Source organism: Primorskyibacter flagellatus, assembly GCF_048268605.1.
Taxonomy (GTDB): Bacteria; Pseudomonadota; Alphaproteobacteria; order Rhodobacterales; family Rhodobacteraceae; genus Primorskyibacter; species Primorskyibacter flagellatus.
In genome coordinates this window covers 152257-168386 of sequence record NZ_JBLWVF010000002.1, presented here as the reverse complement: position 1 = coordinate 168386, position 16130 = coordinate 152257, and the positions used below count along the sequence as shown (strand labels likewise).

General features: G+C 60.3%; 15 protein-coding genes. 7 read left to right on the top strand and 8 right to left on the bottom strand.

Annotation, left to right across the window (positions count from 1 at the left end):
* The first annotated feature begins 114 nt into the window (after window positions 1–114).
* From ACN0WV_RS03975 to ACN0WV_RS03955, 5 genes are all read left to right on the top strand, one after another.
* Window positions 115–1197, top strand: coding sequence for a polyamine ABC transporter substrate-binding protein (locus tag ACN0WV_RS03975; RefSeq protein WP_417603949.1), 1083 nt, complete (start codon window positions 115–117; stop codon window positions 1195–1197).
* A 63-nt stretch (window positions 1198–1260) separates the two neighbouring features.
* A complete protein-coding gene (locus ACN0WV_RS03970) occupies window positions 1261–2385 on the top strand; it encodes an ABC transporter ATP-binding protein (protein ID WP_417603948.1) in 1125 nt (374 codons plus the stop codon).
* Window position 2386: 1 nt separating this feature from the next.
* The gene (locus ACN0WV_RS03965; protein WP_417603947.1) at window positions 2387–3277 is read left to right on the top strand and encodes an ABC transporter permease subunit; all 891 of its coding nucleotides are present in this window, start codon (window positions 2387–2389) and stop codon (window positions 3275–3277) included.
* 82 nt (window positions 3278–3359) lie between these two features.
* Window positions 3360–4175, top strand: a complete 816-nt coding sequence (locus tag ACN0WV_RS03960) for an ABC transporter permease (protein ID WP_417603946.1) — start codon at window positions 3360–3362, stop codon at window positions 4173–4175.
* Window positions 4172–5503: an NAD(P)/FAD-dependent oxidoreductase gene (locus ACN0WV_RS03955; RefSeq protein ID WP_417603945.1), complete on the top strand. Its 1332-nt coding sequence runs from the start codon at window positions 4172–4174 to the stop codon at window positions 5501–5503. Before ACN0WV_RS03960 ends, ACN0WV_RS03955 begins: the two co-directional genes overlap by 4 nt.
* A 4-nt stretch (window positions 5504–5507) precedes the next feature.
* Here ACN0WV_RS03955 and ACN0WV_RS03950 read toward each other — a convergent pair whose 3' ends face one another.
* From ACN0WV_RS03950 to ilvD, 5 genes are all read right to left on the bottom strand, one after another.
* Complete coding sequence (locus ACN0WV_RS03950) at window positions 5508–6428, bottom strand: DMT family transporter (protein WP_417603944.1); 921 nt, start codon at window positions 6426–6428, stop codon at window positions 5508–5510.
* Window positions 6429–6506: 78 nt separating this feature from the next.
* Window positions 6507–6884: a hypothetical protein gene (locus ACN0WV_RS03945; RefSeq protein ID WP_084350525.1), complete on the bottom strand. Its 378-nt coding sequence runs from the start codon at window positions 6882–6884 to the stop codon at window positions 6507–6509.
* 19 nt (window positions 6885–6903) lie between these two features.
* Entirely contained in the window at window positions 6904–7674 is a 771-nt protein-coding gene (locus ACN0WV_RS03940) for a DUF6478 family protein (RefSeq protein WP_417603943.1), read from the bottom strand.
* A 65-nt stretch (window positions 7675–7739) separates the two neighbouring features.
* Entirely contained in the window at window positions 7740–8564 is an 825-nt protein-coding gene (locus ACN0WV_RS03935) for a dihydroxy-acid dehydratase (protein ID WP_417603942.1), read from the bottom strand.
* Window positions 8545–10278 (bottom strand): dihydroxy-acid dehydratase, encoded by a 1734-nt coding sequence (gene ilvD / locus ACN0WV_RS03930; RefSeq protein ID WP_417603941.1) that lies wholly within the window; start codon window positions 10276–10278, stop codon window positions 8545–8547. Before ilvD ends, ACN0WV_RS03935 begins: the two co-directional genes overlap by 20 nt.
* 491 nt (window positions 10279–10769) lie before the next feature.
* On the opposite strand from ilvD, the gene accD reads away from it, so the two are divergent.
* The gene (gene accD / locus ACN0WV_RS03925; RefSeq protein ID WP_417603940.1) at window positions 10770–11693 is read left to right on the top strand and encodes an acetyl-CoA carboxylase, carboxyltransferase subunit beta; all 924 of its coding nucleotides are present in this window, start codon (window positions 10770–10772) and stop codon (window positions 11691–11693) included.
* On the top strand, window positions 11690–13000 hold the full coding sequence (locus ACN0WV_RS03920; RefSeq protein WP_417603939.1) for a bifunctional folylpolyglutamate synthase/dihydrofolate synthase: 1311 nt from the start codon (window positions 11690–11692) through the stop codon (window positions 12998–13000). Before accD ends, ACN0WV_RS03920 begins: the two co-directional genes overlap by 4 nt.
* Before the next feature lie 353 nt (window positions 13001–13353).
* Here the strand turns inward: ACN0WV_RS03920 and zapE are convergent, their stop codons facing one another.
* From zapE to ACN0WV_RS03905, 3 genes are all read right to left on the bottom strand, one after another.
* Window positions 13354–14418, bottom strand: a complete 1065-nt coding sequence (gene zapE / locus ACN0WV_RS03915; RefSeq protein WP_417603938.1) for a cell division protein ZapE — start codon at window positions 14416–14418, stop codon at window positions 13354–13356.
* A 152-nt stretch (window positions 14419–14570) separates the two neighbouring features.
* Complete coding sequence (locus ACN0WV_RS03910; protein WP_417603937.1) at window positions 14571–15041, bottom strand: YaiI/YqxD family protein; 471 nt, start codon at window positions 15039–15041, stop codon at window positions 14571–14573.
* Between the two features lie 88 nt (window positions 15042–15129).
* On the bottom strand, window positions 15130–16059 hold the full coding sequence (locus ACN0WV_RS03905; protein ID WP_417603936.1) for an AEC family transporter: 930 nt from the start codon (window positions 16057–16059) through the stop codon (window positions 15130–15132).
* Window positions 16060–16130 lie beyond the last annotated feature (71 nt).

Sequence of the window (16130 nt, the reverse complement as noted above, 5' to 3'; positions counted from 1 at the left end):
CGTTGATTTTCCCGTCATGGAAACATCCAGTTGTTGCCAGACGGTAGAAAACTTGATCAAATCCACGCAGAGGCTGCCGACAAAAGGCGTCCCAGATCCAACAGGAGCAAATTTATGAAGACAGCGCTGCTGAGTTTCACCGCAACACTCGCCCTGACCGCCGCGGCACAGGCGCAAGAGGTGCGTGTCTATAACTGGTCCGATTATATCGACGAGGACCTTCTGTCGAAATTCGAGGAAGAGACCGCGATTGACCTGATCTACGACGTGTTCGACAGCAACGAGTTGCTGGAGACCAAGATGCTGTCCGGCGGATCGGGCTATGACGTGGTGGTGCCGACCGGCACATTCCTGCAACGTCAGATCATGGCCGGCGCTTTCCAGAAGCTCGACAAATCCAAGCTGCCCAATCTTGAGAACATGTGGAGCGTGATCTCGGACCGGACCGCGAAATACGACCCCGATAATGAATACTCGATCAACTACATGTGGGGCACCACAGGTATCGGCGTGAATGTCGCCAAGGTCCAGGAGGCGCTGGGGCCCGATGCGCCGATCGATTCCTGGGATCTGGTCTTCAAGCCCGAGAATATGGAAAAGCTGGCCGAATGCGGCGTGCATTTCCTTGACGCACCCGCCGAGATGATCCCCGCGGCGCTGAAATATATCGGCGAGGATCCCGACAGCCACGACCCCGAGGTGATCGCCAAGGTAGAACCGGTCTATGCGGCCGTGCGGCCCTATATCCAGAAGTTCCACTCGTCCGAATACATCAATGCGCTGGCAAATGGTGACATCTGCGTTGCCGTGGGCTGGTCCGGTGACATCCTGCAATCGCGTGACCGTGCGGCCGAAGCTGAAAACGGGGTCGAGGTCGCGTTTAACGCGCCCAAGGAAGGTGCCCAGATGTGGTTTGACCAGATGGCGATTCCGGTGGATGCCCCCAATGTGGACGCGGCGCACACTTTCCTGAATTTCATCATGGATGCGCAGAACGCGGCGGCGGCCTCGAACTACGTTTATTACGCCAATGGCAACAAGGAGTCGCAGGAATTTCTCAACGAGGATGTGATCGGCGATCCGGCGATCTATCCGTCCGAGGATGCGTTGAACAACCTGTTCACCACCACGCCCTTCGATCCGCGCGTGCAGCGGACGGTCACGCGGCTATGGACCAAGATCAAGTCGGGCACCTAGGCCTTTTGACGGCCCGCGCACCTGTTGCGCGGGCCTTACCCTGACAATTTGCTGGACGATTGCATGAACCAGACGGTCTTTGCCCCTTGGAACGACCCCGAAGCGAAACCTTTGATTCAGTTCAAGCAGGTGACAAAGAAATTCGGAGAGTTTGTCGCGATAGACTCGCTGTCGCTGGATATTTTCGAACAGGAATTCTTTGCGTTGCTGGGGCCATCCGGGTGCGGAAAGACCACGATGATGCGGATGCTGGCAGGGTTCGAATCGCCAAGTTCGGGCAGCATCCTTCTGGCTGGCAAGGACATTGCGCCCGTGCCGCCGAACAAACGCGCGGTGAACATGATGTTCCAAAGCTACGCGCTGTTTCCGCATCTGTCGGTCTGGGACAATATCGCCTTCGGTCTGCGCCGTGGTGGCGGCTCGAAAGAGGAAATCGCGGCACGGGTCGAGGAAATGCTGCGGCTGACACGGTTGACCAAGTTCGCCCGGCGCAAACCGCACCAGATTTCCGGCGGCCAAAGGCAGCGCGTGGCGCTTGCCCGCAGCCTTGCCAAGGCACCAAAGCTGCTGTTGCTGGATGAACCGCTTGGTGCGCTGGACAAAAAGCTGCGACAGGACACCCAGTTCGAGTTGATGGACATTCAGGAAAAGACCGGCACCACCTTCGTGATCGTCACCCATGATCAGGAAGAGGCGATGACCGTCGCCAGCCGCGTAGCGGTGATGGATGAAGGCAGGCTGATACAGGTTTCCACCCCGGATGTGATCTACGAGGCACCCAATTCGGTCTATGTCGCGGATTTCATCGGCGATGTGAACATCATCGAAGGTGCCGCCGCGCAGGAAGGCGATGCCGTCACGATCACCTGGGCGGAAGGGCAGCCACCGATCAGGGCGCGTAGCACGCAAAGCCTGGCACCGGGCCAGAGGGTGCATTTCGCCATTCGGCCCGAAAAGCTGACAATCTCTGCGGAACGCCCTGTTGATGCGGCCAATGCAGTAACCGGCAAGGTGCTGGACATCGCGTATCTGGGCAATATCTCGACCTATCACGTCGAACTTCCATCCGGTCAGGTGCTCAAGGCGCAATCTGCCAATACCCGCCGGATCGCCCGCCGGTCCTTCACCTGGGAGGACACTGTTTGGCTAAGCTGGACCGATACGGCCGGCGTGGTGCTGGAGCAATGACATGCGGCGTCTGATCCTCATCGGCCTGCCCTATCTGTGGCTGCTGGCGCTGTTTTTGGTACCGTTTCTCATCGTCCTGAAGATCTCGCTGTCCGATATTGCGCTGTCGATTCCGCCCTACACGCCGCAGCTTGACCTGTCCGAAGGCTGGACCGGGTTCCGCGCTTTTCTGGCCGCGCTGGATTTCGAGAATTTCACCTTCCTGACGACAGATGATCTTTACTGGAAAGCCTATCTCAGTTCGTTTCAGATCGCGCTGCTATCGACGCTGATGACGCTGGCCACCGGTTTTCCCATTGCCTACGCGCTGGCCCGCGCGCCGCGCGAATGGCGGCCAACGCTGCTGATGCTGGTGATCCTGCCGTTCTGGACAAGCTTTCTGATCCGCGTCTACGCGTGGATGGGCATCCTGAATACCGAAGGGCTGCTGAACCAGTTACTTCTGGCGCTTGGTCTGATTTCAGAACCGCTGACCATCCTCAACACCAATACGGCTGTCTATATCGGCATCGTCTACACCTATCTGCCGTTTATGATCCTGCCGATCTATGCCGCGCTGGAAAAGCTGGACGACAGCCTGCTGGAAGCCGCCGAGGATCTGGGCTGTTCGCGCATCTCTGCCTTCTGGCTGGTGACTGTGCCGCTGTCCAAGTCGGGCATCGTCGCCGGGTGCTTTCTTGTGTTCATCCCGGCCTTGGGTGAATTCGTGATCCCGTCGCTTCTGGGCGGATCGCAGACGCTGATGATCGGCAAGGTGCTGTGGGAAGAGTTCTTCTCCAATCGCGACTGGCCGGTTGCCTCCGCTGTGGCGATCATCCTTCTGCTGATCCTGATCGTGCCGATCATCCTGTTCCAGCGCAACCAGCAGAAACAACGCGAGGCCGAACGATGAGGGCGCAAACATTTTCACAGGGCCGTCGGCAGAGGATCTGTAACGCCACCTGGCTTCGTGCGTTCATGCCGGAGTGGGTCATATGAGACGTTTCAGTTGGTTCAACGCCACATCACTGACACTCGGGTTCGCGTTTCTCTACCTGCCGATGGTCATCCTGATCGTCTACAGCTTCAACGCGTCAAAGCTGGTCACCGTCTGGGCCGGCTTCTCGACCAAATGGTATGGCGAACTGATCCGGAACGAGGCGTTTCTGGATGCAGCCTGGGTCACTCTGCGCGTGGCATTTTTTAGTTCGACCCTCGCAGCGATTCTGGGAACGATGGCCGCCTATGTGCTGGTGCGCGCCAACCGCTTTCCGGGGCGTACGCTGTTTTCCGGCATGATCTACGCGCCACTTGTCATGCCGGAAGTCATCACCGGTCTGTCGTTGCTGCTCTTGTTCATCGGTATCGGGCTGGACAGGGGCATTCTGACTATTGTTCTGGCCCATACAACGTTTTCGATGTGCTACGTCTCGGTTGTCGTTTCGTCGAGGCTGGCAAGTTTTGACATTTCCCTCGAAGAGGCGGCGCTGGATCTAGGCTGCTCGCCGTTCGAGGCTTTCCGCCTTGTCACCCTGCCGATCATTGCGCCTGCGGTGATTTCCGGATGGCTTCTGGCCTTCACCCTGTCGCTGGATGATCTGGTGATCGCGTCCTTTGCCGCCGGTCCGTCTTCGACCACCTTGCCGATCAAGATCTTCTCGGCCGTGCGGCTTGGCGTCTCGCCCGAGATCAACGCATTGTCGACCATCATGATCGCAATTGTCACGGTCGGGGTGATTTCTGCCTCGCTCATCTCCAAACGCTCTGCCGTCCGGCAAGAGGCAGAAACCCGCGCCGCCGAACGCATATGAGGCATCTTTACGGGGCCTACGCCCTTTCCGACGAGCCGAACCGGCTGAACTACTGGGCGCGAGACGTGCCCGAAGACGCGCTGGCCGCTGCCTCGGCGCAGGGTGACATATCGGCCGATGTGCTTGTCATTGGTGGCGGGTACACCGGGCTGAACGCGGCATTGCATCTGGCCAAAGACGGCGTTTCTGTCTGCCTGATTGACGCCCGCCACCCCGGCTGGGGCGCGTCCGGGCGCAATGGTGGATTCTGCTGTGCGGGCGGCACGCGTGCGCCGGACAAGGTCCTGACGCGCCGTTTTGGCGAAGGCGCGACGCAAGAGGTCCGCGACGCAGAGCTTGCAGCAATCGACCATGTGGCGTCCCTGACGGAACGTCTGGGCGTTGCTATCGACCGGCATTCTGATGGCGAAACGATCCTCGCCCATTCCCGGAGTGCCCAAAAACATCTGCGCGCCCAACAGCCGGATCTGGACCACGCTTACAACACAAACACGCAGATCTATGACACAAGGCAGCTGAAAACGCTTGGCATGGCGTCATCCCATCACGGCGGGCTGACTTTGCCGGTCGGGTTCGCGCTGCACCCGCGTAAATACCTGTCGGGCCTCGCGCGAGCGGCGGCATCGGCAGGTGTCGCGCTCTACGGCGACAGCCTTGCGCTTGACGTCGCGCGGGATGGCAATGACTTTGTCGTGACCACGCCCCAGGCGCGCATCAAGGCCGACCGGCTGATCGTGGCCACTAATGGCTACACGACCGAGGATCTGATCCCCTGGCTGCGGGGGCGCACCCTGCCCGCGCAAAGTTCTGTCATCGCCACGGAACCGATGAACGCGGAAACGTTGAACGCGCAGGGTTGGACCAGCCACCAGATGGCCTATGAGGACCGGCGGTTGCTGCATTATTTTCACCTGACGCCGGATAACCGCATGGTCTTTGGCATGCGCGGCGGTCTGGTCAGCTCGGCCGCCAATGAACCACGCATACGCGCCCGCGTCCGCACGGATTTCGACCGGATCTTTCCGGCTTGGGCGCATGTTCCCACCCCCTACTACTGGTCCGGGATGGTTTGTCTGACGGCGTCGCTGACACCATATTGCGGCGAGATCCCGCAGATGCCCGGCGCTTTCACGGCCTTCGGTTATCACGGCAACGGCGTGGCGATGGGCAGCTATTGCGGCACGATCCTTGCCGATCTGGCACAGGGCAAGCCACCCCGCCACCTGCGCCCGCGCGCCTTTGCAGCACCGCCTCCGCGCTTCCCGCTTGGCCGCTATCGGCGGGGCTTCCTGGCCGCGGAATATGCCTGGGCGCGGCTGACCGACTGATCCCTCAGCCTTGCGGGGTCAGGCTGCGGCGGGCCTTGCCACGCTCCAGCCCCAACTGCCGTTCCCGCCAGATGATCAACGCGCCCGCAGACATCACGATGGCAACGCCGATCATCATTGTACCCGTCGGCACCTCGCCAAACAGGACATAGCCGAAAATCAGCGCGAAGAGCATCGAGGCATAGTCGAACGGCGCAAGAACCGATGCTTCGGCAAATCGGTAAGAGGATGTCAGGAAGATTTGGCCGACCCCGCCGATCAGCCCCGCGCTGATCAGCATCCACAGCACCGGCGTAGATGGCATCACCCAACCGAACGGAATGGTGAACAGCGAAAGCACTGTCGCGGTCAGTGAAAAGTAGAACACAACGGCAGAGGTCTGTTCGGACTGCACCATGCGGCGGATATGGATCTGGGCAACCGACCGCAGCGCGGCGCCCGTCAGCACCAGAACCACGCCCAAGGTCGCGGCCATTTCCATATCCTTTGGAGAGATCGACAACCGCGGCCAAAGGATGACCAGCACGCCGACCAACCCGATGCCAACCGCCGTCAGACGAAAGGCGCGCACCCGTTCGCCCAGCAAAACCGCCGCAAGCAGCACCGTAATCAGGGGCGAGGCAAAACCGATCGCCGTAACCTCGGGCAGTGGCAGAAGGCCCAACGCCGCAAATCCGCACCCCATCGCTGACGTGCCGATGATCCCGCGCCAGAAATGCGCGGCCGGGTTCCGGGTGCGCAGACCTGTCGAAAGTTCCTTACGGGCAGCCAGCCAGATCACAATGATCGGCAGGGCAAAGAAGGACCGGAAGAACACCGCCTGAAAACTGGGCACTTCGGCCGAGCTTGCCTTGATCAGCGAGGACATGGCCATGAACAGAAAAAGCGCAAACAGCTTCAGCGCCATGCCACGAGCGGGGGACATTCAAACCTCGGGAAAGTTCAGTGTCCGGCGACATTGGACCCGAGCGCCCGAAAGGTCAATCGCGCTGACACGAAAGCGTCAGCCTGTGTCCAGGCAATGCCGCCGGAACGCGCGTTTGAGCATGTCCAGTTCGTCGCGCAAAAGCTGAAGCTCGGCGTGCAGATCGTCAGCCAGCACCTCGCCTGCAATGATGGCGAAGCTGTCCAGCAAATCGCCCGAGGCGGCATCGTTTATCAGGAACACCTGCGCACCGTCTCCCAGCATATTTGCCGGGACCGGAACCGTCAGATCCCAATGCCCTCCATCCGGGCTTTCTGTAAGTTTCACCTCGGGAAGCGCGCGGCCCTGATGGGTGACCTCCACCCTGGGCGCGGGTGAATCGGCACGTTTGCGGGTCACGATCCCTTCCCACACACCCTCGACAAAGCGCCGCTTGGCAATGTGATAGTCGCTCATGCTCTGTATGGCCTCGTCATTAGAGTTCCGCCCGTGGTCTGCGGCTGAACGTCAGGTCCCTCAGGATGACCTGATTCATAGCTGGCTCTTCGAAGATCAGGTCAAGCCATAGACGCTCTACGCGCCTTTCGTTCAGCTTTGAATAGGCCAGATCAAACTCGACAAGGGCCGCCTTGTCCGTCAACGGCAGTTCCATGACCAGCTGTTCGACATTGGGCCCGTGCTTTATGTTCATGCGCGCAAAGATGCGGAGCGGATTTTCCAGCTCGACGATCGCTTCCATGCGCAACAGATGACGACGCCGGAGGTCTTTCACCGCACTGCCCGGCAGATCGATCGCAAGCGACAGGTAGCTGCCGTCAAAACCGAACACATCCATTTGCAGGCCAAATGGGGCAAGGTCGGCCACGCGGGTATTGCGCAACTGGCGCAGCGTCAGTTCCAACCGGGTACAATCGTGAAAGATCTTCACCTCTTCGCCCATCGTCGCGTTCGAAACCACCGAGGACAGGCCAGGATTACGCAGCGGGCCGCGCCACAATTGTGGCCTATAGGCCCAATCGGTATCGTTTGGTTTGGGAAAGCGAGTAGAGCCGATCCGCGGCAGTGCCAACCGACTCTCGGCAATTCGGATCAGCTTGTCGAGATGATGACGCAGGCGGCGGGCATGTTGGCGCTGCGCCCGCAACTCTTTCAGATCCGTTGCTTCTGCGCGTCGTGCCGCGCGCGCCCACCGGCGCAAGGCAGCGCGATTGGTCAACCGGTCGAGAAATCGGTTTTGCTCTGCCATGCCATCCCTCTTACCACACATCACGACGCGTGACCCAACCGCCAAACCCGGCCGCTGCGAGACCGTTAACGCAAGGCGTCGCCTTTGAACAAACTGCCGATTGCCGCGCCAAGTCCCTGCTGCCTCGGCGATGATCCTGCGGCAGCCACTTTGCCTGCTTCGCCAGCGCCCCGAAGCACCGCCGTACGACGCGGCGCGGTTGCCGCGTTGGCAGCATCGGTTCCGACGGGCAGTGCTTCTTGTTGCGCCGTGTCGTCCACATCCGGACTGGCGGAACGAATGGCCCGTGCTGTGGCCTGTAGGAACGCGCCGCCGTTGGCAGTCGCCATTTCGCTGCCCTTCGGCGCATAGAGTGCAAGGCCGACCTGTCGTCCCGCGACCAGAAAAGCGCCCCGCCAATACCGCTGATCGCCATTCGGCAACACGCCGGTTCCGCCTTTGGCGAGTTGCACCACAGAAACACCGTTCCGCGCGCCACTTCGCAACAAACCACCCCCGGCACTGGCGGCAATCTGCTCTGGTGAGGGGAGCTGCGCGCCCGGATCCTTACCGCCGACCGTCACGGTGACAAGCACCGGAGGTACGAGGGCACCCGAGGTATCGCCGCTCAGAATCTGACAGCTTGCGATGACCGCAAAGGCGCGCGTGCGCTTGCTTTCGACAGTTTCCAGATCAATGCAATAATCGTCAGGGGCGCTCAGGACGACCTCGCCGCCGACAACAGGTAAGGTCGTGATCGGGTTGGCGTCAACCGAAGCGGTTCCGCGCGCTGACGCCAGCAAGCCGCGCTGGCCAGCTGGTTCCGCTTCACATCCGGCCAACAACGACACGATTGCGCCCAGCAGAAATGCCGGGCGCATCATCATGCGATCATAGATCCATGTAGGCATGCTTTTCAGCCTTGCCGCCCGGATGGGTGACTGCGCCCTTGTAGATTTCACCAACAAGCTGTGAGTATTTCCACAGCGCACCGGAAGCATAGATCGTCTCGCGCGGGCCTTTCCAGTTGGCCTTGCGCTCTGCCAGCTCTTCATCGGTCAGTGCGACGTCGATTGTGCCTTCGATTGCATTCAGCGTGATCACGTCGCCGTCTTGCAGCAATGCAATCGGGCCCCCATGCGCGGCCTCCGGACCAACGTGCCCGACACAGAAACCGCGTGTCGCGCCAGAGAAACGGCCATCAGTGATCAGTGCCACCTTCTTGCCCATCCCTTGCCCCGACAGCGCCGCAGTGGTCGCCAGCATTTCACGCATACCCGGACCGCCTGCGGGGCCTTCGTTGCGGATCACGAACACGTCGCCTTCTTTGTAGCTGCGGCTTTGCACGGCCTCGAACGCGTCCTGTTCACATTCGAACACCCGCGCCGGGCCGGTGAACAGCTGATGCTGCGCTTCCATGCCTGCGACTTTCACAATCGCACCTTCGGGGGCAAGGTTGCCCTTCAGCCCGACAACACCGCCGGTTTTCGTCAAAGGCGTTTCAATCGGATAGATCACACGGCCATCGGCCTCACGCGTGATCTTGTCCAGCGATTCACCAATCGTACAGCCATCGGCGGTGATGCAGTCTTCGTGCAGCAGACCCGCTTTGCGCAGCTCTTTCATCACGACCGGGACGCCACCAACCTCATAGAGGTCTTTGGCGACGAACTGCCCACCGGGTTTCAGATCGACGAAATACGGGGTGTCGCGGAAAATATCGCAAACATCATCAAGGTAGAAGTCAATTCCCGCCTCATGCGCCATGGCTGGCAGATGAAGTCCGGCATTTGTCGACCCGCCCGTGCAGGCCACGACACGCGCGGCGTTTTCCAGCGATTTGCGCGTCACGATATCGCGCGCCCGGATGTTCTTTTCGATCAGGTTCATGACCGCCACACCCGATGCTTCGGCATAGGCATCGCGCGACTCGTAAGGTGCAGGCGCACCGGACGAGTTCATCAGCGCAAGGCCGATCGCCTCGGACACACAGGCCATGGTGTTGGCGGTAAACTGACCGCCACAGGCCCCCGCCGAAGGGCAGGCCACCGCTTCGAGCTTTTCCAGCTCGCATGTGGTCATGTTGCCGGCCTGATGCTGGCCCACGGCCTCGAACACGTCCTGAACCGTCACATCCTTGCCATTCAGACGACCCGGCAGGATCGACCCGCCATACAGGAACACAGACGGCACGTTCAGACGAATCATTGCCATCATCATGCCCGGCAAGGATTTGTCGCAGCCCGCCAGGCCGACAAGGGCGTCGTAGCAATGACCGCGCATCGTCAGCTCTACCGTATCGGCAATCGCTTCACGCGACGCCAGCGAGGACCGCATGCCTTCATGGCCCATTGCAATCCCGTCAGTCACGGTAATCGTTGTGAACTCGCGCGGGGTGCCGCTGCCCGATTTGACCCCCATCTTGACCGACTGCGCCTGACGGTTCAGCGCGATGTTGCACGGGGCGGCCTCGTTCCAGCAGGTCGCAACGCCGACAAGAGGTTGATGAATTTCCTCCTCGGTCATTCCCATCGCATAGTAATAGGACCGATGCGGCGCGCGCGCCGCACCTTCGGTGACATGACGGCTTGGCAACTTGGTTTTATCGAACTGGCGCTTGAGCATGGCGCTGGCCTCCCTTGATAAATGCGTTGCAGATGGAATACCCAACGCGTTGTGCCTTCACAAGGATCTTCCTGTTTGTTGCGCGCGCCGAGCGCTGCAATCAGCAGGCCGAAGTCCGCGCCGTTGAGTTTGGTCTTCTGGGATGGCCGTTATCTGACCTTTGCGATCCCATTGCCACAAGCCCGAATTGGACGGCGTCCCTTCTCACGCGACATTTCAAATGATTGGAACGGCACAAAATAAACCTTTGACAGAAGTCGACAGGCAGAATACAACCCTAGGTGTAGTCTCGTCACAACAGACATGGGCTTCCCCTCGCCGATAGTCCGGCGATCTGCGCCGGTGCCCCTCACTCCCCGGCCAGGCGCAACACCACTCCGGACAAGGCGCGCGCTTCGCACTCCCAGCGCGCGCCTCATCCGAAGGGGCGGATTGCAATTCCCTTCGCCGGCGACTATTTCACGGTGCACACAGGCTTCGGGAAATTGCAGATGAACTGGATCACTAACTACGTCCGACCGCGCATAAACTCTATCTTTTCGCGTCGTGAAATTCCCGAGAACCTGTGGACGAAATGCGACGAATGCGGAACCATGCTGTTTCACCGCGAATTGTCGGACAATCTGAACGTCTGCACCAATTGCAACCATCATATGGCAATTTCACCGCGCACGCGCTTTGAAGCGCTGTTTGACGCGGGCATCTTCACCGAGATTGCCGTGCCTGATCCAATCCCCGATCCGCTACAATTTCGGGACCAGAAACGCTACCCTGACCGGATGAAGGCGGCGCAGAAGACCACCGGCGAAAAAGAGGCGATGCTGGTTGTCGAAGGCGACATCGGACGCACGCCGATCGTCGCCGCGGCGCAGGACTTTCGCTTCATGGGCGGATCAATGGGCATGTATGTCGGCAACGCCATTATTGCCGCCGCCGAACGCGCGGTCGCACTGAACCGGCCGCTGATCCTGTTTTCAGCAGCGGGTGGCGCGCGCATGCAAGAGGGGATTCTATCCCTGATGCAGATGCCCCGCACCACCGTCGCCGTGCAGATGCTGAAAGAGGCCGGGCTGCCCTATATCGTCGTGCTGACCCACCCGACAACCGGCGGCGTGACCGCATCCTACGCGATGCTGGGCGACGTCCACATAGCCGAGCCCAATGCCCTGATCGGCTTTGCCGGAGCGCGGGTTATTGAACAGACAATTCGCGAAAAGCTGCCCGACGGCTTTCAGCGCGCGGAATATCTGCTGGAACACGGCATGCTTGACCGGGTCACCAACCGCACGAAGATGCGCGAAGAACTTATCACAATCACCCGGATGCTGATGGGTCTTCCGCCTGCCGTCATGGGCGACCTGCCTGCGCCAGACGGCAAGACGCCCTCTGAAACCGAAGCAGTTGACGCAAAATGACCGCTGGTTCTGACGTCATCCTTGACCGGATGATGGCGCTGCACCCGAAAATCATCGACCTGACGCTTGATCGTGTCTGGCGGCTGCTGGAGGCGCTTGGCAATCCCCAGGACTCGCTGCCGCCTGTGGTCCATATCGCGGGCACCAACGGCAAGGGGTCCACCCAGGCGATGATCCGCGCCGGGCTGGAGGCGTCGGGCCACCGCGTTCACGCCTATACCTCGCCGCATCTGGCCCGGTTCCACGAACGTATCCGTCTGGCAGGCACGCTGATTTCCGAAACCGCCCTGACGGCATATCTTGACGAATGCTATGCCGCCAATAATGGCGAAAGCATCACCTATTTCGAGATCACCACCTGCGCCGCCCTGCTGGCGATGGCGCGAACGCCGGCTGATTACACGCTGCTTGAGGTCGGGCTGGGCGGCAGGTTGGATGCGACAAATGTCGTCGCCTCTCCGGCGCTGACGGTCATTACCCCGGTATCGATGGATCACGAGGGCTTTCTGGGCGACACGTTGCCAAAGATCGCCGCCGAGAAGGCCGGCATCCTGAAGCGGCGCGTGCCCTGCATCGTGGGCCCGCAGCCTGAAGCCGCGCTGGAGGTCATCGAAGCGACCGCCGCCCGTCTGGGCGCGCCTGTATTGGCCCACGGCCAGCACTGGCACGCCTACCCGGAACATGGCCGCATGGTCTATCAGGACGAGACCGGCCTGCTGGATCTGCCTCTGCCCAACCTGCCCGGCGCGCATCAGATCGAAAACGCGGGCGCGGCGCTCGCTGCTCTGCGTCAGCTTGGCACCGGCAACGCCGAGGCCGCAGTCACGGCCGCCAACTGGCCCGCCCGCATGCAGCGCCTGCGCAAGGGCCTTCTGGTTTCGTCTGCTCCACAGATCGAGCTGTGGCTGGATGGCGGGCACAACCCCGCCGCGGGCGAGGCATTGGCGGCGCATCTGCGCAGCCTGCCCCAACGGCCGACGCATCTGATCTGCGGCATGCTGAACACCAAGGATGTCACCGGCTATCTGCGCCCCCTCGCGCGCGTCGCAGACAGCCTGACCGCAGTATCGATCCCCGGCGAAGCCAACACGCTGCCTGCCGAGACCACAGCCGAAATTGCCCAATCCGCAGGCTTTGATACGTCAAGCGCGGTTAGTGTGGCAGACGCCCTGCACGCCATTGCGGCGCGCGAGCCCGAGGCACGCGTTTTGATCTGCGGTTCGCTCTACCTTGCGGGGCATGTCCTGCGCGAGAACGCGCTGATCGCGCGCCTCCCCCAAAATGGCGAATCACAAGATGTTGACTGATTCGAAAAACTACGCCTATAAATAGATCCAAGAGACCGGTGCAAAACACACAGCCCGGCTCTTGGAAGCTAGATGAATGATCGACCGGCGCAACACCGTGTCTGACCTGTTGCGGTCGGGCACGCAGGCAGGATTTTTCCGAATGATCCGCAGGCCACGCCCGACATGCCGCGCTGCGCCTGGTGCGAACAGTTTGCGCAAGGACCGCGTAACGATCTGACAGGGCCGCGCGCCTGGACCGAACAAAAAAGGCAAGAACCAACGATAACAAGAGCAGATCTTGGGGGCCCTTCGGGGCCCCATTTTTTTGCCGCCAGTTGTGACGGGAACAAGGGTTCAGGCGGCGGCTGAAATCAACCGGCCTGCCCCCAGCCGTCGGATTGCATTTCGCGCAACCGACTTGCCGTGCGCTCGAACTCGAATGTGCCCTCACCTTCGACATACAGCATCTCCGGCTCTGCGGCGGCGCTGGCAATCAGGCGCACTTTCGCCTCGTACAGTGCGTCTATCAGCGTGACGAACCGCTTCGCCTCGTTGAAATTCTGTCGTGAAAGACGCGGAATATCCTCGACAATCAGGACACGCACCGCGTCAGCAATCGCCAGATAATCCGCCGGACCCAGCATATGTCCACAAAGCTGGTAGAAAGAGACCCTCGCGACACCGTTGTGATACCGTGGCAACTCTATCCGTCGGCCTTTGACAACAATCTCCAGCTCTTCAGAGCGACCACCTGTCAGATCCTGCCAGATTGCTTCAATCTCTTGCCGCGCAGCCGCATCCGGCGGGGTGAAGTATGTTTTCGACCCGCTCAACCGATCCTGCCGGTAATCCGTGTCAGAGCGCAACTCGTGAACCACCATCCGTTCGTTCAGAAGGTCTATGAAGGGCAGGAAAAGCTGGCGGTTCAATCCATCCTTGTAAAGGTCATTCGGTACCCGGTTTGATGTCGTCACAACCACGACACCGGCCTGAAACAGCATCTCGAACAGCCGACCTACCAGCATCGCATCGGTAATGTCGGTGATCTGCATCTCGTCAAAGGCCAGCACCTTGACGCTGTCGGCCACAGATTTTGCGACGGGTTTCAGCGCATCCTCAACGCCGTCCTGACGGGCCTTGTGCAGAGCCGTGTGGATTTCCTGCATAAATGCGTGGAAATGGACGCGCCGAACGGGAATGTCATCCAGGGCTTCGACAAACAGATCCATAAGCATCGACTTGCCACGCCCGACGCCCCCCCAAAGATAAAGCCCTTTTGGCGGTTCAGGTGCCCGCCGGAACAAACCGCGCTTCGGCGCATTCTCAAGGCTGTTCTGAATGCGTTCAAATTCCGCGAGCACAGAGCGCTGAGAGGCATCCTCTGTCAGTTCACCATCGGCGACGCGGCGCTCGTATATTGTGTTCACACTGGCCATGGTTCGGCATAGCGCGCCTGCGCACGGATGTGTAGATGCTATGAATCTCGAGGAGTGCTTCGGCACAGAGGCCCCGGCTCAGGGCCGGGGCAGGCGACGCGCGCCGCCACGGCATTTACAAACCCCCTGAGCGTTGGCTTGTGGTCTTAAGGTCAAGATGCGGCGGCGCGCAATTCTCGTTCCAACGCGTTCAGAAAGCGGGACCGGTCGGCCTTGGAGAACCCTTTCCCGCCGCCCTGCCGGAATGGATCGGCGGCTCTGAGATCCGTCATCAGATCGCGCATGGCAAGCTGTGCGCCTATATTTGCCTCCGTCAACGCCTCGCCATTGTGGCGTAGTACACGCGCGCCGTTGGCCACGCATTTGGCGGCCAATGGTATGTCGCCCGTCACCACCACATCACCTTTGCCCGCCCGGTCAGCGATCCACATATCGGCAATATCGGGGCCTTCGGAAACCACCACAAGTTCAACCAGCGGATTTGCGGGCGGGCGCAGACCACCGTTGCAGACCAGCTTCATCTCTACCCGGTGACGGCTGGCGACCTGTTCCGCCTCGGCTTTGACCGGGCAGGCATCTGCATCAACGTAGACCGTCACGCGCGCACCATCGTGGCAAACCATGATTGTTTTGGACTGATTTCCACGACACCCTCCAATTGTCCAATACCGCAAGGGGCTAGACCGGATTGCATTGTCAGGGCAAGCGCCATCAGGCCACCGTCACCCAGGCAATCACGGCCGAGACTGTCAGGATGCTCGCCGCTGTCGATATCAGGATCGCGGCAGACACACGCTGCGGTGCCACCCCGTAATGCTGTGCAAGGATAAAGACATTGCCCGCCACCGGCAGCGACGCGGCACTGATCACGACAGCAGCCTTATACGGCTCCACCGGGAACAGAAACAGCGCGCCAATGGCCACAAAGGCTGGATGCAGGATCAGTTTGCAGAAGCTGATCCAGGCAGCGATGCTCATCCGTTCAGCAGATTTCGTGGCCAGTGAAGCGCCGATTGCAAACAGGGCGCCCGGCGTCGCGGCAGCCCCAAGAATGGTCATGAAATCGTTGATCGGCGCGGGCAGGGCGACCCCGGTAGAGGACCAGCCAAGCCCCAGGACCATCGACACGATCATCGGGTTTTTCAGCAATCCCAGCCCGACGCTCCGCAAGATGCCCAACGACATCCGCCCATCCCGCGATCCGGTTATCAGGATCACGATCAGGGAGGAGAACACGATCAGGTCAATCGACAACACCAGGATGATCGGGCCGACCGCGTCCTGGCCCAGCAACACGGCCAGCATCGGCACGCCCAGAAACCCGGTATTTCCGATGCACGCGCATTGTGCCTCTACGGCCGTTGTCTGAACGTCCAGCCCGCGCAGAAACCCAACGACCGACGCAATGCCGTAGACGAAGGCCGTTCCCCAAAGGTAGGCCGCCGCAAGCCGCGCATCATAGATTTCGGCGAATGATAGATTTGCCGAAAACCGGAACAACATCGCCGACAGTGCAAAGTAGAAAACGAACTTTGTGAGGTAAGCTGTCGCCTCGGCGGAAAAGAACTTCGTACGCCCCGCCCCATAGCCCAGAGCAATGAGTGCAAAGAAGGGAAGCGTTCTGAAGAAAATCTCGACCATTGGGATCTGGTAGCACGCTCCCCGGTGCCGTCAATCAGTGATTGGCGAGACGAACGACACCCTGCGCCTGG

What these genes read in the sequence shown, in the direction of transcription:
- ACN0WV_RS03975 (WP_417603949.1), top strand. Translation starts at nt 115, where the DNA reads ATGAAGACAGCGCTGCTGAGTTTCACCGCAACACTCGCCCTGACCGCC.
- ACN0WV_RS03970 (WP_417603948.1), top strand. Translation starts at nt 1,261, where the DNA reads ATGAACCAGACGGTCTTTGCCCCTTGGAACGACCCCGAAGCGAAACCT.
- ACN0WV_RS03965 (WP_417603947.1), top strand. Translation starts at nt 2,387, where the DNA reads ATGCGGCGTCTGATCCTCATCGGCCTGCCCTATCTGTGGCTGCTGGCG.
- ACN0WV_RS03960 (WP_417603946.1), top strand. Translation starts at nt 3,360, where the DNA reads ATGAGACGTTTCAGTTGGTTCAACGCCACATCACTGACACTCGGGTTC.
- ACN0WV_RS03955 (WP_417603945.1), top strand. Translation starts at nt 4,172, where the DNA reads ATGAGGCATCTTTACGGGGCCTACGCCCTTTCCGACGAGCCGAACCGG.
- ACN0WV_RS03950 (WP_417603944.1), bottom strand. Translation starts at nt 6,428, where the DNA reads ATGTCCCCCGCTCGTGGCATGGCGCTGAAGCTGTTTGCGCTTTTTCTG.
- ACN0WV_RS03945 (WP_084350525.1), bottom strand. Translation starts at nt 6,884, where the DNA reads ATGAGCGACTATCACATTGCCAAGCGGCGCTTTGTCGAGGGTGTGTGG.
- ACN0WV_RS03940 (WP_417603943.1), bottom strand. Translation starts at nt 7,674, where the DNA reads ATGGCAGAGCAAAACCGATTTCTCGACCGGTTGACCAATCGCGCTGCC.
- ACN0WV_RS03935 (WP_417603942.1), bottom strand. Translation starts at nt 8,564, where the DNA reads ATGCCTACATGGATCTATGATCGCATGATGATGCGCCCGGCATTTCTG.
- ilvD (WP_417603941.1), bottom strand. Translation starts at nt 10,278, where the DNA reads ATGCTCAAGCGCCAGTTCGATAAAACCAAGTTGCCAAGCCGTCATGTC.
- accD (WP_417603940.1), top strand. Translation starts at nt 10,770, where the DNA reads ATGAACTGGATCACTAACTACGTCCGACCGCGCATAAACTCTATCTTT.
- ACN0WV_RS03920 (WP_417603939.1), top strand. Translation starts at nt 11,690, where the DNA reads ATGACCGCTGGTTCTGACGTCATCCTTGACCGGATGATGGCGCTGCAC.
- zapE (WP_417603938.1), bottom strand. Translation starts at nt 14,418, where the DNA reads ATGGCCAGTGTGAACACAATATACGAGCGCCGCGTCGCCGATGGTGAA.
- ACN0WV_RS03910 (WP_417603937.1), bottom strand. Translation starts at nt 15,041, where the DNA reads ATGGTTTGCCACGATGGTGCGCGCGTGACGGTCTACGTTGATGCAGAT.
- ACN0WV_RS03905 (WP_417603936.1), bottom strand. Translation starts at nt 16,059, where the DNA reads ATGGTCGAGATTTTCTTCAGAACGCTTCCCTTCTTTGCACTCATTGCT.